The sequence below is a fragment of the Shewanella sp. WE21 genome (assembly GCF_002966515.1).
GTDB classification, from domain to species: Bacteria; Pseudomonadota; Gammaproteobacteria; order Enterobacterales; family Shewanellaceae; genus Shewanella; species Shewanella oncorhynchi.
In genome coordinates this window covers 2,734,954-2,753,295 of record NZ_CP023019.1, presented here as the reverse complement: position 1 = coordinate 2,753,295, position 18,342 = coordinate 2,734,954, and the positions used below count along the sequence as shown (strand labels likewise).

The following is an 18,342-nucleotide window of genomic DNA, read 5'->3' as shown; positions in this document are numbered from 1 at the left end:
TTTTATGCTTAAAAGTTAAAATCAACAAAATTAGAAGTTGATTTCAACACCCGCAAAATAACCTTTAAATTTAGTATCAGCACTCACACCCGAGAAATTACTCACATCGAATAAAAATTCACGGTAGCCTACACGTACACGGGTATCAACGGCCAAACCATCAAATTGCCAACCTAAACCAATAGCATAGTCGTGCACGCTTGACTCATTGACGCCCTGCATCAAATCAGCAAAACCGTACAAGCCTAAGCCAGGCATACCTACATGCGTACTGGCGTAACCCATCACAATACCGCTATCGACATCTTTCTCTTCTGGGTGACCAGGATCTTGCACGCGCAGTGAACCATTCATTAACTTGTAAGCAGCACCGAGATCCAACGACACTATGTCGTTATCCAATATTTCGTAATACAGCACGAAATCTGTGTTGCTCAAATCAGTATAGGCAGTAACATTACCTTTAAAATCATGCCCATTGAAGTTAAAATCAGCACCAGACATGCTGCCTTTCTGATCTAGGCTATTTTCACGGATTTTAATGTTAGGGACAAATGGCAATGGGTGCTCAACTGCAATCCAATAACTGCCTTGAGCAGATGAACTGTAATCAAATGTTTGTTGTGGTTGACCTTTATCAGCAAAAGTACCGCTAGTATCGGCGCGCCAGTAATCACCACCAATCGTAAAACCAACCACAGTTGCCGCTTGGGCAGATGAGGCCATACAGAATCCTAATACCGCACTGGCGAGGAGAGTTTTTTTCATAATTAACCTTGAGATAGCAAGTTCGTTAAATCAATCACCGCGGCATTCGCACGCGACACATAGTTAGCCATAACCAATGAATGATTAGCGACTAAGCCAAAACCGCTGCCATTAAGCACAACAGGGCTCCAGACAGTTTGCTGAGTCGCCTCCAGCTCACGAATGATCTGTCTTAGGCTTACTTCAGCATTTTTCTTCTTCAATACGTCAGCAAAGTCAACTTCAACTGCGCGCATAAAGTTCAACAACGCCCATGAAGCACCACGGCTCTCATAGAAGACATCATCAATTTTCCACCAACTGGTTTTTACCTGATGGCTGGTCAAATTTGGGGTTGATTGACGCGCCGAATTGTCACCAGCTAGATCTGTATTTAAGCGCTCTTGGCCAACGCTGGCAGATAAACGCTGCGACATACTGCCCAGACGTTTCTGCACTTCTTTCAACCATTCATTAAGGTTGTCAGCACGGGCATAAAACTGTGCATCTTGATTATTTGGGTCCATCATGCGGGCACGATAAAGCTTCAGCAATTTGATTGCATCGCGATATTCGCTTTCGGCACTGGGTACTAACCAGCTAGTGTGGTCAATATTGAGCTTAGATTGGGCTTCGCCTAAATCTTTGTCCGCCGCAGATTGTGACTGTGAACGGCTAAACTCTTTACGCATAATCAAGGCTAAATCACGGGCTTGCTCCAAAGCACCATATTCAAATGCGGGCATGTTATCCATGAAGATGGAAGGTGGCATCACATCGTTTGATAACCAACCACCTTGCTTATCGAGTAAATTTTCGACTGTGAGGATTAGCGATGTAGTGGTAGCGTACCCAACAATATTCTTATTGGATGCTGTTAATTGTTGAGGGCTAATCGGATCCGGTTCGATACTCCACCATACACTCACGCCATAACCGATTAATACTAAAAATAAACCGACCCCGGTAACTTTTTTCCATGTAATTTGCATCAAGCGACTCCTTAATGATGGTGATGATGCTCTTGCTCTGCGGCGTTTTCTGCTGCTTTACTAACAGGCAGGGTAATTGCCATTTTCTCGCCACCGTCAAACTCTAATTGCAGTTCAACTTGTTGCTCTAACACCAATGGCGCTTTTAAGCCAAGCAACATGACGTGATCCCCTGACGGCGTTAACGTTAATGTGCCATGGGAGGGGATGTCAAAACCTTCAACATGGCGCATCTTCACCATGCCTTGGTCTTCGATAATCGTGTGTAATTGGGCATCCTTTGCCACAGTCGTACTGACACCGATAAGACGAATCGCTTTATCTGTGTGGTTTTCAAGCGTAAAGTAAGCGGCAGTATTTGGTACTGTCTCAGGCATGGCGCGTATATGACCTTCAGTCATGACTACGTTCGCCAACGCTGAAAATGATGCACAAGATAAAACTAGACAATTAAACAGCTGTTTGAATATTGGTTTCAATGTCTTAAACTCCATGTCTACCCAATGTCGTCGTAAAGGAAACAACCCATGAGTCATATACAGGTTCAGGATGATCAGGGCGTGCGTATTATTAGCTTTAATCGCCCTGATAAACGCAATGCACTTGATCTTAATATGTATAAACAACTGACAGAATACCTGATCGAAGGTGAAGCAGACAACGACATTCGTGCCTTTATGCTCCATGGCCAAGATAATTGTTTCACCTCAGGCAATGATGTTGCTGACTTTTTGAAAAATAGTGACTTAGGGCCAAATCATCCCGCAGTACGTTTCTTATTTTGTCTACTCGAACTCAAAAAACCTCTGGTAGCTGCCGTTTCTGGTGCCGCCGTCGGTATAGGTACAACCGTACTGCTACATTGCGATCTGGTATACGCTGACAACACGGCGAAATTTCAACTTCCCTTCGTCAACTTGGCTCTCGTGCCAGAAGCGGGGGCTAGCCTACTCTTACCTGAACTCATTGGTTATCAAAAAGCGGCTGAGTTACTGCTACTTGGTGAAAGCTTTAATGCCGAGACGGCCCATAGACTCAATATGATCAACGAAATTGTGGCCCATGAAGATTTACTCAGTTATGCACTATCTCAGGCAAAAAAATTGGCAAATCAACCGCCACAAGCCCTACAAATCACACGTCAATTAATGCGTCCGCATAAAAATCGTGTACAACACCAAATGCACCAAGAACTTGAACAATTTAGCGCTAGGCTAAAAAGTGATGAAGCCAAAAGCAGATTTCAAGCTTTTTTGAAAAAGTAGTCTGCAAGGCAGTATGCACATACATTTTCGCATGAGGGTCAAAGTGCCCTCTTGTTGATAGGTTTAACTGCATCATTTAAAATCAAAACAAGCCACTTATTAGCTCATCAACACCAGCCATCACTGCATGATTAGGCTGGTTTTTTCCATTGGTCAACTAACAATGCTAAAACAAAGTAAATTAGCAAACTCACACCCGGCATAAATACAATTGCACCAGCCCACACCGCACGAGTCCAAAAACAAGACCAATCAAACTTCCACGCCATGCCTGCAGCAACACCACACACTAAACGCTCTGGACTCTCCATACGCACTTTTAATCGTTTCATCTAAAACCTCGGCTCAGTTGATCGCTAACTTATTTATCATTAACACTATGCCACTGAAACCAGCAAATAATGCCTGAAAACAACGCAAGACTAATTACAGGTAACAGTAGCAATGTCATCAAAGGTGCTACAAACCACATAAGCAGATCCTTTACTTAGCGCTATATTCATCGGTACCTGCCGATTCACCTTTATTTTCAGCGTTTAAGCTAAGTTGACTGTTGAAGTCATAAATACTTTCAGCCAGTTGTGTTTGCAATGACATCACAAATTCACGCTTTACACTGACGAACAATTCTTGTGTCTGCGCAGTTAATGTTTGCTCAATAGTTCCCACAACATCTGATATTGGTGCGGCTTCTGCGTGTGCTGCAACGCTACCGACTAACGCGCCTAATAACATACTCATTTGTACTGATTTTTTAATGGTTAACATAAACATGATGGCATCCCTTTCGATTAATTAACTTGACGAAGGGACTAGTACAAACTGCGTGCCAACTTATAATAATATTTTTAACATCATGATTCTAATCACTTTAAAGTATTTTAAGTGAACGGAATGAGATATAGAAATGAATAAGGAAATGACAAGTGGTGAAAAATACTACTCAAACTAGTAAATTTCACCATCTTTTAAGTTGATTAGAAATCACTCAGTGACTTCAGCTTGAATACTCTGAAAAGCCTGTTTTACCACTTCTATCCCAGTGCCGTTTTTATGGGCATTTTCACTCAAATAACGACGCCAAGCACGGGCACCTGGTAAACCTTGAAATAAACCTATCATATGACGAGTAATATGATTGAGCCGGCCACCAGACTGCAAATGCGCTTCAATATAAGGCAACATAGCCTCAATCACAGCCTCGCGGCTGATCACTGCTTTTTGACTGCCACACAATATTTGGTCCACCTGCGCCAGAATATAAGGATTCTGATAAGCCTCGCGCCCCATCATTACTCCATCGAGCTGCACTAAATGAACTTGTGCTTGCTCAAGAGTTGTTACGCCGCCATTAATACCAATATTAAGTGCAGGATAATCACGCTTAAGTTGATACACACGCTCATAATCGAGCGGCGGGATTTCGCGATTCTCTTTTGGGCTTAATCCTTGAAGCCACGCCTTACGCGCATGGATAGTAAAATCCGTACACCCTTTTGCACTGACCACATCAATAAACTGGGTTAAAAACGCATAACTATCTTGTTCATCAATTCCGATACGCGTTTTCACAGTCACAGGAATATCAACGACTTGTTTCATGGCGTCAACACACTCAGCCACTAACTCAGGTTCTGCCATCAAACACGCGCCAAAGCGACCATTCTGCACTCGATCGGAAGGACAACCCACATTGAGGTTAACTTCATCGTAGCCTCGCTCAGCAGCGAGTTTAGCGCAACGAGCCAAATCTAAGGGATTAGAGCCACCTAACTGCAACGCCAAAGGATGTTCTTCTTGGTTATATGCCAAGTAATCACCACGACCATGCAATATCGCTCCTGTTGTCACCATTTCCGTATACAACAAAGCATTAGCCGACATCAAACGTGCAAAATAACGATAATGACGGTCCGTCCAATCCAGCATGGGCGCAATGGAAAAGGTTCTATCGAGGGTTTTAGGCGCTAAACCTTGGTGCTGCTGGGTTTTATCTAAATTCATTATAATCCGAAATTTGATATTTTTGCTAATTTTTACGCATTTTTGCACATTTTAACGTTGTCAGGTATCCTGAGAGGTATCCAAAATTATAGGACTGGGTACCCAAAATGGCGTTCTATGTAATTGATCCTAGAACTCGCGCTGATGGAACTACACGCTACAAATGCACTGTTAGGGTGAAGAAGAAAGGTAAGATAGTTTACAGCGATCACCAGACTTTTACAAAGCAAGCGGCGGCTGAGGCGTGGGCGAAGCAAGAAGTTGCCAAACTAGAGTCTGGCGGTGTGCCTGTTCCATTGGCTGATGGCATAACACTGCAGGCATTAATCGCTAAGTATGTTGATGATCCACATATCAGCTTAGGCCGCACTAAGCTTTATGTGCTTAATATGTTAGCTGATAGCGATATTGGTAAGTTGCATATTGCTGATATCAAATCACATCACATTGTTGAGCATTGTAAATTAAGACGCGAAGCTGGTGCAGGGCCATCTACTGTGAATCATGATGTCAGCTATTTACGTTGGTGCTTGAAAATGGCTAAGCCAAACTATGGCTATGCTTCTTCAGAAATACCTGTGATCGAAGCTTATGAGACTTTACATAGCCAAAACCTTATCGGCAAGTCAGAACGCCGCTCGCGCAGGCCAACATCAATTGAAATTGAGAAGTTGAAAATAGGCTTGCTTGAAAGAGCAGATCAACGGGCTGCACACATCCCTTATATTGATTTGCTGGATTTCTCGATACTGAGTTGCATGCGTATTGGTGAAGTGTGCCGGATAACATGGGACGATGTAGATGAGGCACAAAAGGCCGTGATTGTTCGTGACCGTAAGGACCCGCGTAAAAAAGCAGGCAACCACATGTTGGTACCGCTGTTAGGTGGTGCCTGGGAGATACTGCAAAAGCAGCCGAGGAATGATGCGCGGGTTTTCCCCTACAACGAGCGCAGTGTTACTGCAGGGTTTCAGCGGGTGCGTAACGAATTGGGAATTGAAGATTTACGCTATCACGACCTAAGGCGTGAAGGTGCAAGCCGGTTGTTTGAGAAGGGCTATAGCATTGATGAAGTGGCGCAGGTGACAGGGCATAGGAATGTTAATACTCTGTGGCAGGTGTATACCGAGCTATTCCCTAAGCGGTTGCATGATAAGGACTTGAACTAGTTTTAATTAGGAAGAATTTTAATAAACTAAATTAAAACTAAAAAGTTAAAATGAAATTTCAACCTTTAGTTCTAAATACTGATTAACCTGATGATGTACACGAAACATGGTTACATGTGAATATCCATATCTCTAACGGATACAGAGAGCTAACGGTATTATATAGTTCCTGATTTTTTGATAAATCTTATCTTGTTCTTACATTTATAAAGACATCTTTTTATACGTGTTAAATTACAACTTTTGAATGACAACCATGAAAGTCAAAGACGTGGGATAACCATCAAAATTTTTACATCCGTAATTTATTGAATTTAATTAGATACATCCACCAATTAGAACTAACAACGGTAAAATAAGTCTAGAGTTCAACTAAGGTGAATTAATAAATTCACATAAAAGCATCATTGTACAAACAATGCTTGTGTAGTACGCTCATTTCGCTTACGTCAATAATATGGATATTAGAAGGTGTAATTATGAAAAAAAGTTTATCGGTTTTAATAGCTTCACTATGTCTAAGTACTTTTTCTGTTAATTCTGAAGAATACAAATGGGATGCTGAAATAATTTCAAAAAATTATGATCTGAGTATTGCAGGAAATGCAAACTATACATCTCCCATCGTTATCAATGGCAGTGTCGTGAGTAACAAATTAAACATCACGCACTTCGACATAAACAATATCTATCTCAAACTTCAGCAAGAAACCACAACTAGATTAATACCTGAAATAAGCAAAATAGTTGAAAAAGCTAGCATTCATTTAAGAAGTGTTCAGGCAACTTATTCAGCCCCAATTAAATTCAAGCTGACTGGTAAAAGTAATGGTGGTATAGAAGTAAAAGTCACCATCCCAAATCTCAATATTGTCGCCAAGGCAGAAAAGAGTTGGTATCTGGATGTAAAAGCAAAACTTAACATGAGTAATATCGTTGTGTCTGGTGATTATAATTTGATTACTGGTGTAATTGACAACCCGCAGTTTTCTGCCACTAAATCTGTTGATGTTGATAGCAACTTTGGCCCATTCCTTGGACCATTAGAAATGTTGACTATTGATAAAATAGCAGAATATATAATCTCAATTGGTGTAACTAAAGTCATTACACAGACATTATTATCTGTTCAGAATAGTGATACTAAAATTTTAGGACTGGATCAGATTGTCCAGCCTAATAAATACATCGTAAACAACATTGATGTAGGACAATTTATCAAAGAGTCACTCTCAGGGTTGCTGGATAAACAGTATATTGAAGTGACGTTGTATCAACAATCCTTAACGCCTGAACCTATGCCATATCGCTGCTTTGAACCCAGTAATGTTACTTGGTCTAACAACATTGCAGAAGTCCATCTTTCAGGAAAACATTTCTTGAGAATCAAACGTGATACTACCCAAAAATGCACATGGAATTGGGGAAGTGGTCAACAGCCTGACTACTAAAAAACTTTAGTGACGTAAGCAACACAACGACAATACAGAGGTATTTATACTTCTGTATTGTCGTTTTTGAGGTCAGATAGGTGGAGTGCCTTAAACCTCTATCTCTACAAATGGCAAATCTGGTGCAGTCCCTAGCACCCTGCCGTCTTGTACATAGATATGATCGCCTACCGTTCCTGAGCCAATAGCGCGGATAGTGTGGCCGCTGGCACTGCTGGCGGTGACAGTGCCATCCGCATTAACCGCAGACACAAGCATGATCTGCCGTGGCAGCACCAAAGCAGATTGAAGTTGTTTGAGCATGATTTTCTCGACAGAAGTTAAGAGGGATAAAGCCTAGGCCATAGGGAGTAGAACCTAGATCTAACTTTCTAACGGGCTGATCAGTGTGATGCTTTGCTCGATATCAATATCACCACGGTCGCTGATGCTGGCTCGGATAATCCAACTATCGCACACGCCTTTAAACACTTCGCTGTTGATGGTGACGCCAATCAACATACCAGGTGTGGCAGGTGGTAAGTCGGCCATCACTGGCATCGAGATATTCACGCTCAACTTATCGCCAGTTTCGGCCAGTGCATTAGTGCCGGCTACGCGGGCGGCTTGGTTATCGACAATCAGTTGGGCAATGATATCAGCGGCGGGAATATTACCAGCACTGCCAGCGCGTTTTACTTTTGCATCAATGCCCTGCTGTTCGCCACGCAGCCACACCACGTTACACAATGGATTGCGGCTAACTGAATCGCTATAGCTAGTGATCACCGCATCGTGCAATGCCAGATCTGGCACTGCAGTTGCCATTTCCCACGGTGCAGTAGGCCAGCGCGGGACGATAGTCAGCTTTTTGGCCGCATCATCGGTTAAGATCATGCAGCCCAATTGCCCTACCGCCTCGGCTACTGCTTCGATAGGCGTTTTATTGCCCACGCTAAACGCCCCCGCTGGAATTGTAAAATCAGGGATGCCGCTTAACTCTACTGTCCAACCTGTGGTTTGCAGCAAATCACCGATAATACCGCCAAGGCTGAGCAAGACGGTGTTGGTGTAGCTGATTGGCAAAAGGTAAGGCGATGACAACTCAGCGGCGCGTGATCGGCCTGTGCTGCTGTGGGTTTCAATACCAAAGGCTTTGCTGGCGCTTGGCTGCTCGGCAATGGCATAAAACTCATAACCGTTGATGGTGATCAGCAATAGCTCATTGTGGGCACGCTGCGCATCGATACGGCTTGAGAACTCAAGGCTAACCGACCTCGCCCACTGCCCACGGCTTTGGCTAATGCTCACACTGGTGATCACAATCGGTAAACTGTCTGATACTCGCACGCATGTGATCGTTGGCTGCATTAAGTAGTACCTGCGGATTTGTGGTTCAATCGGGATTTTAAAATCGATATTGGGTAATGGTGGGTTAGCATCAATGAGGCCGCCGCCATCGTCCCAGTAGCAAACGTTCGGTGAGGCCGTGAACCGTAAAACAATAGGGTTTGGTTGTGTAGATAATGGCTCATTAAATCGAAGCGTGACCTTACCAACGGGAGGGCGGTACTTGGTAGAGCAAACCCAGCGCGGTTCGTGGAAGCCCCATTTAATCGACTTTTCATCATCGACCACAATGCCACGGTACTGAATCATCAACGAGCTTTCTTGTTCTTGACCATCTAACCATGCGACTGCAGTGTGCAACTGGTGCGCTGTAATATCCAACCAGTTGATTAAGGATTGTATTTGATGCTCATCGGGTACAACCCAGTTAACGCTTAATGTGATTTGGTGATCAATTGGCAGCGACCAATTAACGCTGGTGTTTGTTTGGGTATCTAGATTGAACAACCAATGGATTGATAAAACTGAATCGTTTGCAATGTTGGATAACCATACTGCATCAAATGTAATCTCATCAGCGTTATAATTATCCCACGGTGATTCAATTTTAGATTCAATATCATTTGAAAACTCAGCCAACAATAACGCTTGTTCAACGGCATCGAGCGTAAACCAACTGAATCCACACTCGATACCAAATGAATTATCAACAACAACTGGTGTGTCAATAAACCTGATTGTTATTGGGCTGACCGCATTTAACCAAGGTGTATCAAACCGTATTATTGTCGCTGTCATGATCTGATATTCACAAGATTACCGTCTATTAATTCAGCCTTTACACCATCAACGAACTTGGCATTATAGATACGGTCACTGTCTGTTATACCCACAATCAATTCACTACTCGTGGCATACTTAACAGGTACAATGGTTTTGAATGTCCCACCGTTTGTACTGAATATTTGATAGAAACTATCTGTAAAATGTCTATCAAATATAATCACACACTCGGCATCTGTATCCACATCAACCTCAAGCAATGCTTGTGTCATTACAGTTGGTAAGCCACCGATTACGTTTATAACGATACTAGACATACCATTCACCACCCAGTGATATAAACGCATTCGCCTTTTGCATTCCGGTAACAAGAAGATAATCAATACCTTCGAATGTTCTGATTACTGGTAATGCTGCATCTTTATAACCACTAAATTGTGTCTTAAATAATCCAGGGATAGTCCCTCTGCACGCAGGGTTCGTAACTAAGCCAAAAGAGCTATGAATAATTGACACTTTTACTAAATTAACGGGTACACCAATTTGTTGTGGGTCAACTACATTGCCCTGATATGCATAACCAACATCGGGTAGCCAATCTGTTGAATATCCGAAAACAGTTGAGCCACCGTTGCTCTCATATAGAGCACATCTAGGTGTGCTTTGTGACGAACCGATGTTAACCTCATAACCAGTATAAGTACTGTCAAGTGTAGGATCGCCACATGTTACTAATGTAAATATCCCCATATCATTTGGTACAAACGACTCTATATCACCAATGAAAAAATACTCACGATATGCAAGTACACTCGTCGTTGACGAATTATTAAGAGTCTCGCCTGATTCTTGTATCAACCAAAAACCTTTACTGGTGCCAACAACCATCCACCCACGGACAGTTCCCAGACTATTAGAGGTCATCATTACGCGATAACCTGCCTTTTTAAAAAAAGCGTCTATTGCTGTAATTGAATTTGCACACGTTATACGCAGAGAAGCATTAATAGCGTCACTACCTGTATGGGGTTGAAATTGTACGGCCCCACCAGAACCACCATCGGCAACGTTGTTTTTAAAGACAACTTTATTGTTTGCAGCATCTTCAAAGTCAAGTGTCCAACCAAGTGGTTGTTTTTCACCATACCCCTCGACTAAACACTTTTTCAGTACAGTAATCCAACCGCTTGGTTTGGTAGGAATTGCAGGTGCTCCCGCATCCGTATTTCGATAAACAGTTACTGGTAATCCCATTACATACCCCTATTAAGATTCGTTGCCACGGAACGCGAGCACGGCGCGGTCGGTGGTGATTTGACTGTGACCGCTTTGCACTGTGCGTAATAACATGACGGGTTTACTCGCGGCGTAACTCATAAAACGAATGGCCTCGCCCGCTTGCCAGCCACCACCAAATGCGCCAGAACGAATAATAAAGTACGGCTGCAGAGTTAGCGGGTTGACGGGGGCAAAGTCATTCAGCGTATCACCCGTGGCAATTTGGCCGAGACGGCGACCAACACAGCGGAATGCTGTTGCTGAGGTGAAGATCAACACCCAGTCCTCATTTACTGCAGTGTCGTTACGGACCTCAATGGGGAAATCAACGGTATTCATGTTGCCAGTTGCTGGGGCCCCATCGAGGTCCCAATTGTTAGCCCACGCACTCATATCCCGTACCGTGCCGATACGGGCCTGTAAGTCACCCAAATTTTGCACACTCGATACATTGGCACCGATTGGATAAGTTTGGCTTAATGGCGATGCCAGTATTAATGCCTGTGCTTGTACATCTGTCACTAGCGCAATCTCGCCAATGGTATCGGTCAGAACGAATGGCGCAGTAAAGCCCGTAAAATCGCTATTGAGAGTGACAACACCTGTTGCTTTAACCCATGTGTAATGGGTATTAGCCAGCGTCCAAAGTGATTTACCCTCAGCATCGGTAATATCAACAAAGCGGGCATTAGCGCGAGCGTTGTAGGTTTGGGCTGGCGCAGGACTGCTCACCACTTGTAATTCAGTGTGCTGTACAGATACGGTGTTCCACGCAGTAAACGCATTCACCACACCGCCGTTCTTAATCCTTAATGGATTAAGCCCGTATAATTCAGGTGGAGGTGATAGTGTGACAGTCTCACTAATGTCATAGCGCAGCGTGGTTAAATCTACAGCTTGGCTAAAGGTGATCTGCACATTTGAATCCGTAATATTGCCACTAATACCTAAGCCGGTGATCACACCTGCGTTGTCACTTGAGCCCGATAACAGGGTGTCACCTGCAGCGTTGCTAATGGTGACATAAAAGGTGTCATAAATTGGGCTGTCGGTGGCTAACGCAAAGCTGACGGTATTTGCTGAGGAAGTCGATTCCTCAATCAAACAGTCATAATGCACAGTGAAGTCACCACGAGCATCAAGGAACTTAGTGACTGCGCCAGTATGGTAATCAAGCTGTGCCAAACGCACACCACCGCTGACAAAGTTGCCACTAGATGTTTCTGTCATGCTGACACTGCCATGGGCAGTATTTAAGAATGTCAGCACCATTTTAGTGGTACCTAGTGATATCTTTTTAAAATCAGGAAACGTGGTGGCACTGCTATATAAGCCATATTTTGCAGCGGAGACGTATTCAATTGTCAGCGTGTCTAAACCAGGTATAAGGCTAGAGGTATTCGCTGTGATAGTTGTGCCTGTGACGCTGATATTCCAATAGGAAAAATTTGAGGCCGTCAGGCGAGGCTTAAAACCCAGTACCTCATTAACAAAGTCATTATTTAAAATATCAGATACTTCAAAAATATAGGTAAATTGACCATAGATATAAGGCTGTGAAACGTTATTTTTGATAACGGTACTTGGCACATCACCACTGCCGCCTTCAACAATACTTTTACCTGTCAGTGGATTAACCGTTTTTACTTTTGGCAGCAATTCCGTTTGAGTCGATTCAACAGCTAAAGTATTGGTTGCTGAGGCGGCAGTGAGTTTGGTTACGCCATGATATTTAATCCCGTCATTATCACTGGTGTAGCGTAACTTAGTGCAGCCCGACTCACCGTTGATTGTTATATCGTAGTTAGGTGTGATAAACGTAATGGCAGGTTTAAACTTCACTATGCCAGTGGGACCACCAGTAACCGTTTCTTGAATTTGGCAGAAATGCTCAAACCGTGGGTAAAGTGCACTTTCGGCGCCTGGGTACTCAACAGAAATAACAACGGTTTGCCCCTGCAGTAATGTGACGTTCGACCAATACTCAGTCCCATTAAATAGATAACTAGATTGCAGATACGATTTAGGAAAGGAGTCTTGCCCTTCCAGAAAGCCAATTAAGCGATTGCGGATCAACTGGCCAGCACGAACTGATGATTCCAGAATCTCAACCATATCGGTCATGCGGTCGGCGTCGTCTAACGTAGCGGCCTCGGCGATCAATAAACTGACCAGATCATCCGTTGGCTTTTGACTGATAAACACATGACCATCGAGCAGAATCGATGTATCAGGGGTATCGACTGCGGGGTAACACTTCACAATATCAACCGCTGATTGCGCGTGATCTATGTCTGAAATAGCGCGAAACAGTTCGTTAAGCTTGCCAGACTCCACCGCCAGCTTGGTACGTTGTCCACCCGCATCATCGCTTGAGCCCAATTGCTCGGGTTTGAATACTTTTAAATCAGCGCGAGAGATTGCCATAGATAGCCTATAAAGTCAGAAACTTAAGAACCACGTTAGTGAGCTTTTCAAACCCGCCAACTTCGTCAAATAAATCTTCACCCGTTATGGGTGAGCCTGCAGTGTTATCCCAAACCACGTTGTAACTGGTGCCTTCATAGGCCAACGTGAAGGCGGTTAACGTGATGGCGGCATGGGCTTTTAGTTGTTCAAACTCAGCACGCAGCATCCATCCCGATTTTGTGCCCAACTCCATGGCAATACCCGCTGGGATAATGGTTTGCTGCACCATTGGCGCACCGTTTAAAGCGCGCTTCATGTTGGCCGCCACGCGGGGCGTGTTGTCGCGGTTTAGCCACAGCAAATCCACCGCGATATCGTTCTCATCGATGGTTGTCATAGGGACCTTTGATTAATTGGGGCGAATAACAGGATTGGCTAACCGCCAACAGATTGCAGACGTTTGATCTCGTTCATCAATTCGGTGACGAGGCTGCGCTTCATTTGAGCGTTAAAGGTGCTATTACCAACCTGTAGTTGCAGCACTTGCATATCTGAAGTATTAGCCACAGATTGCGTGCTGGTTTGAGTGTTGACTTGCGTGTTAACGGTAGCGGTTGCTTGAGTTTGAGCCGCGGCCTTAGCAGTCGCAGCACTAGCATCGGCTTGCTTCTTCGCCTCGGCAGCGCTTTGCTTATCGATTGTTTGCTGGGCCTGCAGGGCCTTACGTTCTAAGTCTTGTGCCTGCTTAAGATCACTAAGACTTTTTTGCAGTTTATTGATGAGCTGACTATCACCGTATGCTTGAGCTGTGGTGATTAAATCGTTCACTTCCTTTAGCTCACTAGCAAACTTACGCTCAGCAATATCCTTCTGGTTACCCAAAGCGGTATCGAGCCGATCTTGAATATCCATTGTGGTTTTATTGATTTCATCGGCCAATTCTCTAAAGCGTGAACGGGCTTCATCGATTGCTTTATTGAGCGGAACAAGCTGATTGTCAGAAAGCCTTACAACAGAGTTATTAGCGAGATCAGCAAGTTCACCTAGCTCTTGCAAGCTGAGTGATCCACTCTCGATTTGAGTGACCCAATCACGCATCCGAATGGCATTATTGATTTCACGTCGTTCGCGTTTTTGGTCAGCACCCGCTATTTGATTATCCAATTGCGCTAACCTTTCGGTCATTGCTTGGATAGTGGCATTTGAGTAATCGTATTCGGTATTAAGCGAAACAATCACATCACGAGTGGCGGCAGCACTTCCCCTAAAGTCATCAATCGTACTTAATTGTTCCGCGATAACTTTAGCATTTTCAATACCAGCGGCAGTATTATCCTTAGTGGCCTTAGTGTTTTCCTTCGTTGCCTCGGTATTTTCATCTGTCTTTTTACTGCTTTCACCCACCACTTTATTGACTTCACTCAACGTCCCTTTGAGTATTTGTGATTGAGCATCGTACTCTTGCTTAGTTAATAAACCCGCCCTGAAATTTCGATCCAATGCTTCAAGCTGCGCTTCATAGTCACGCTGCAATATCAACAGTTCAACATAGGTCGCGTTCTCTATCTTGGATAGCTCAACAGACTCGCGCTTCAGATCAGCAAGGTTGGCTTCTTCCTTTGCCAACTTAGCTTTTATAAGGGTGAGTTCAGCCGAGGCCTTACTGTCATCTTTTAAAGCCGCTTCAAGATCACGAACCTCTTTCTCGGTCCTTAATATTTTTTCTTGCAAGTCTAGCTGTGCATCAGACAACAACCCTGTCGCGGCAATGGATTTATTCGACTGCTCAACGGCTTTAGTATGTGATGCCGCTAACTCTTGCAGTGAAATATTCAGTTCTTTTTCGGTCAGCAAACCCTTTTCGTACTGCGCTTGGAGCTCTTTACGCTTAGTGATAAAGCCGACGTTAATTCCGTTTGAGTGACGGCTTTAACATTACTTTTATCAACCTCTACGTTGTAATCCTTGACCGATGCATTGAGCAGTTTGGTCATGTTATTCAATGTTTCTGTTGAAATAAGCCCTTTATCGTGCAGCTGATTTAGTTCAGCTTGCCGAGCCATTGCCTCCTTCACTGTGACAGAATACTGATCTGTAGAGGTATTCACCTTTGACTGACTAACGGCAAGCGCACTAGCAGCCTCAGCCGCCTTCTTGTCAGCTTCTGCTTTATTATTACTGGCATTCGCTGAGGTAACTTTAAGGCTAGCTTCGACCTCAAGTTCGTTATTAGCACGAACTATCGCATTGGTTAATTTACGATATAAGTCTTCTTGTTCAGCGTTGTATTTATTGGCCTCAATGATGCTGCGGATTTGCTTTTGCTGTTCAGCACTAAGCCTGCTCATCGCAAAACCATACTTATCCATAGTGTCATTAACGCTTTTATAGGCAATGGATGACTCGCCCGCTAAGCGCTTATTGGTTTCCTCAATGTCCTTAACATCTTTGCTAATTGATTCCTTAGTTTTCGACATTTGCACGCCAATATCGGCGATTTTTTTCTGCAAATTTGTGGTGTCAATCCCAGCCAAAGATTCGATATTTTCAGCCAGAGATAAGGCTGCATAAGTAGTCCCTTGCAAACCCAAAGTGAGAGTATTAAAAACAGAGGTAAGATAATTAGCATTTAATGACATTTCATCAATTTTACGCAGGACAACATCAAACGCACCGTCCGTGAATAAACTGGTAAAATTATTAGCCGCCTCTAATATATCCCTAAAACCACCTATCAGTTCAGGTAAATATTCTGCCAACTTAACAACATACTCACGAACACTATCAATAGCACGACCCGTTCCTCGGATAGAGCTATCAACTTCGGCAGAAAAAGTCTCACCTATTTCAGTGGTTAAACCGTGGAATTTATTTTGTAAGCGACCGATTGCTGACTCTTGATCAGCATAAGCTTTAATCGCTTCCTTCATGTGGTAATCGCCAGCTGCATAGGCTTTATTACTTAGCTCTAATGCAACTTTTAGACGATCTGTACCATCCGCTAATACACTGAGAACGCCTGTCGCCTCAGTGCCATCAATGCCCATCGATTTAAGGGCATCAGAGACTAATCCGCCTTCGGCCTTAACTTTTTGTAAGCCCTCAAGGAATTTAACCAATACCTTTTCAGGCGCATCACCGAGATCTTGCTCAATCTGCTTAGCGGTTAGTCCGGTAATCTTAGTTAATCGCTCAAGTGAATCACCGCCTTTTTTGCTCGCTTCGTTAATCTCAGCGCCAAGGCGTTGCATAGCCGTTCGCGAACGTTCAGCTGGTTGGCCTAACTCTGCCAGCGTAGTACCAAACGCCGCAGCCGCAGCGCTGCCCAAGTTAATTTCACGGGTACCAGAAACAATCTCCTTGGTCATCTGCACAATATCAGCTTCGGTAATCGCAAAGTCGTTACCAAGCGCTACCACAGCCGAGGATAAATTGTGGATCTCAGGGATACCTTCTTGAGTCATCCCTAAAATTCTGGCCAGCATGGTTGCCGCTTCATCGCCGGCTAAGTTGGTTGATAACCCCAACGCATCAGCCGCAGCCACCAAGCTGAGAATATCTTCAGTCGATTTAGTGCCTAACTGGCCCGCCACTTCCGCCATGCGCAGCAGCTCATTCGTGCTGGTAGGGGTGACGTTTTCGCTGAGGTTTTTAAGCTCATCGGCCATTTTCACCACAGTATCACGGGCAAGGTTGGTGGTTTTTTCAACCTTAGTAATCGCGGCTTCTAACTCACCGTAGTTTTCAACGCCACTTTTTACCGTTTGCACCGCCTGCTGTGCCGACAGCAATACCGCATAAGCCTTAGCCAGCGTGCTCACCGCCTTGGTGGTGAGGTCAGTTTGCGCGTTGGCGACCTTGGCCGAGTTTTTAGACTCAACCAATAACCTATCGTGCTGCGCTAATTTATCGTTAACCCCTTTAAGCGCGGCTTCTGCGCCAGCTTGTTTGGTTTTTAATTCTTGGCTGGCATCGCCCAGCTTACCCATATCAATGCCGGCTTTATTCAGCACAGCTTGCTGTTTATCTAATTGCGCTTTATTGCTGCCAAGGCTTCTGCCAAGGTTAGTTAGTTCATTGCTGGCCGTTTTAACTTTAAGTGCATATTCGGCTTTATTACGGCCAGCCTTTTCAACTTCGGTACCTAAGCGCGTTAATTCGCTACGTTCTTGCTCAAGCTCGTTTGCCAACGTGGTCGCACTGGTGGCGGTATTTTTTTGCGCCGCTTCAAGCTGCTGCAAATCGGTTTTAGCCGCGGATAATGCCTTTGCTTGTGCTTGGCTGGCCTGTGCACCTTTATTTTGAGTCGTGGTTAAACGCTCAACTTCGGCGCGAGCGGAAGCAAGTTGGCTATCATAGCTAGCCAACTGCGCCGCAGTTTGGCTGTATTCAGTTTCAAGCTTAGAGGTTGAGGCAGCCGCATCTTGCTGCGATTTCTCAAGGTTTTTTGCCTCAGTATTAGCCTGCTTCTGCTCTTGCTTTAACTTATCGAGCGCTTGGGCGTTATCAACATAGGCGCGTTCGCCCTTATTGATAGACTCAGTAAGCGAATCAATCGCCTTAATAGCCTCTTGCTGGCGTTTTAAATCATCAAGTTGCTCATTGAGCTTTTCGCTTTCGCGCCCCAACTCCTGCAACGCTTGCTCAGACTTTTTGGCCTCAGCAGAAAACAGATCTTTGCCTTGAATAATTAAATTCACTTCTTGGTCTTTAAAGCTCATTTATCATCCTCATATCGTAAAAATAAAACACACGCGCACGAAAACGCCTGTGATCGAAATGTCTCGACCACAACCAATTAGTTTGTAAACTCAGGGACTAGGTGGGTTGGATAAGGCACATAATGGTGGCCGTTTCCTTGGTAGCGGTAGTGCGAACCTTGTTCAACCCACCGCTTTAAATCAGTTAACTGATA

The 18,342-nt window shown here is 44.1% G+C and carries 17 protein-coding genes; 3 read left to right on the top strand and 14 right to left on the bottom strand.

The window, feature by feature from the left end:
- Window positions 1–30: 30 nt before the first annotated feature.
- Genes CKQ84_RS12065 through CKQ84_RS12055 form a run of 3 tightly spaced genes read right to left on the bottom strand, consistent with a single transcriptional unit; the run spans window position 31 to window position 2,233 of the window.
- Window positions 31–768 (bottom strand): TIGR04219 family outer membrane beta-barrel protein, encoded by a 738-nt coding sequence (locus CKQ84_RS12065; protein WP_028761742.1) that lies wholly within the window; start codon window positions 766–768, stop codon window positions 31–33.
- Window positions 769–770: 2 nt separating this feature from the next.
- On the bottom strand, window positions 771–1,739 hold the full coding sequence (locus tag CKQ84_RS12060) for a DUF2333 family protein (RefSeq protein ID WP_105251468.1): 969 nt from the start codon (window positions 1,737–1,739) through the stop codon (window positions 771–773).
- A gap of 11 nt (window positions 1,740–1,750) precedes the next feature.
- Window positions 1,751–2,233, bottom strand: a complete 483-nt coding sequence (locus CKQ84_RS12055; RefSeq protein WP_028761867.1) for a copper chaperone PCu(A)C — start codon at window positions 2,231–2,233, stop codon at window positions 1,751–1,753.
- 33 nt (window positions 2,234–2,266) lie between these two features.
- Between CKQ84_RS12055 and CKQ84_RS12050 the strand changes: the two genes are divergently transcribed.
- On the top strand, window positions 2,267–3,004 hold the full coding sequence (locus CKQ84_RS12050) for an enoyl-CoA hydratase (protein ID WP_028761866.1): 738 nt from the start codon (window positions 2,267–2,269) through the stop codon (window positions 3,002–3,004).
- Window positions 3,005–3,135: 131 nt separating this feature from the next.
- On the opposite strand, the gene CKQ84_RS12045 is transcribed toward CKQ84_RS12050, so the two are convergent.
- The 3 genes from CKQ84_RS12045 to dusA all read right to left on the bottom strand — a co-directional run bounded on the left by CKQ84_RS12045 (window position 3,136) and on the right by dusA (window position 5,008).
- Window positions 3,136–3,336, bottom strand: a complete 201-nt coding sequence (locus CKQ84_RS12045; protein WP_105251467.1) for a PspC domain-containing protein — start codon at window positions 3,334–3,336, stop codon at window positions 3,136–3,138.
- Between the two features lie 151 nt (window positions 3,337–3,487).
- On the bottom strand, window positions 3,488–3,778 hold the full coding sequence (locus CKQ84_RS12035) for a hypothetical protein (RefSeq protein ID WP_105251465.1): 291 nt from the start codon (window positions 3,776–3,778) through the stop codon (window positions 3,488–3,490).
- A gap of 210 nt (window positions 3,779–3,988) precedes the next feature.
- The gene (gene dusA, locus CKQ84_RS12030) at window positions 3,989–5,008 is read right to left on the bottom strand and encodes a tRNA dihydrouridine(20/20a) synthase DusA (RefSeq protein WP_105251464.1); all 1,020 of its coding nucleotides are present in this window, start codon (window positions 5,006–5,008) and stop codon (window positions 3,989–3,991) included.
- A gap of 107 nt (window positions 5,009–5,115) precedes the next feature.
- Between dusA and CKQ84_RS12025 the strand changes: the two genes are divergently transcribed.
- Complete coding sequence (locus CKQ84_RS12025; protein WP_105251463.1) at window positions 5,116–6,177, top strand: site-specific integrase; 1,062 nt, start codon at window positions 5,116–5,118, stop codon at window positions 6,175–6,177.
- Between the two features lie 479 nt (window positions 6,178–6,656).
- Window positions 6,657–7,628 (top strand): hypothetical protein, encoded by a 972-nt coding sequence (locus tag CKQ84_RS12020; RefSeq protein WP_105251462.1) that lies wholly within the window; start codon window positions 6,657–6,659, stop codon window positions 7,626–7,628.
- Between the two features lie 90 nt (window positions 7,629–7,718).
- Here the strand turns inward: CKQ84_RS12020 and CKQ84_RS12015 are convergent, their stop codons facing one another.
- The 8 genes from CKQ84_RS12015 to CKQ84_RS11985 are packed head-to-tail and all read right to left on the bottom strand — an operon-like array spanning window position 7,719 to window position 18,148.
- A complete protein-coding gene (locus tag CKQ84_RS12015; protein WP_105251461.1) occupies window positions 7,719–7,931 on the bottom strand; it encodes a hypothetical protein in 213 nt (70 codons plus the stop codon).
- Between the two features lie 60 nt (window positions 7,932–7,991).
- The gene (locus CKQ84_RS12010) at window positions 7,992–9,755 is read right to left on the bottom strand and encodes a hypothetical protein (protein ID WP_105251460.1); all 1,764 of its coding nucleotides are present in this window, start codon (window positions 9,753–9,755) and stop codon (window positions 7,992–7,994) included.
- Window positions 9,752–10,057: a hypothetical protein gene (locus CKQ84_RS12005; RefSeq protein WP_105251459.1), complete on the bottom strand. Its 306-nt coding sequence runs from the start codon at window positions 10,055–10,057 to the stop codon at window positions 9,752–9,754. Before CKQ84_RS12005 ends, CKQ84_RS12010 begins: the two co-directional genes overlap by 4 nt.
- Entirely contained in the window at window positions 10,050–10,994 is a 945-nt protein-coding gene (locus CKQ84_RS12000) for a hypothetical protein (protein ID WP_105251458.1), read from the bottom strand. Before CKQ84_RS12000 ends, CKQ84_RS12005 begins: the two co-directional genes overlap by 8 nt.
- A gap of 12 nt (window positions 10,995–11,006) precedes the next feature.
- Complete coding sequence (locus tag CKQ84_RS11995) at window positions 11,007–13,445, bottom strand: hypothetical protein (protein ID WP_105251457.1); 2,439 nt, start codon at window positions 13,443–13,445, stop codon at window positions 11,007–11,009.
- A gap of 7 nt (window positions 13,446–13,452) precedes the next feature.
- Window positions 13,453–13,824 (bottom strand): hypothetical protein, encoded by a 372-nt coding sequence (locus CKQ84_RS11990; RefSeq protein ID WP_105251456.1) that lies wholly within the window; start codon window positions 13,822–13,824, stop codon window positions 13,453–13,455.
- 38 nt (window positions 13,825–13,862) lie between these two features.
- A complete protein-coding gene (locus CKQ84_RS24030) occupies window positions 13,863–15,281 on the bottom strand; it encodes a hypothetical protein (protein ID WP_254053099.1) in 1,419 nt (472 codons plus the stop codon).
- Window positions 15,275–18,148, bottom strand: a complete 2,874-nt coding sequence (locus CKQ84_RS11985) for a phage tail tape measure protein (RefSeq protein ID WP_254053098.1) — start codon at window positions 18,146–18,148, stop codon at window positions 15,275–15,277. Before CKQ84_RS11985 ends, CKQ84_RS24030 begins: the two co-directional genes overlap by 7 nt.
- Between the last annotated feature and the right edge of the window lie 194 nt (window positions 18,149–18,342).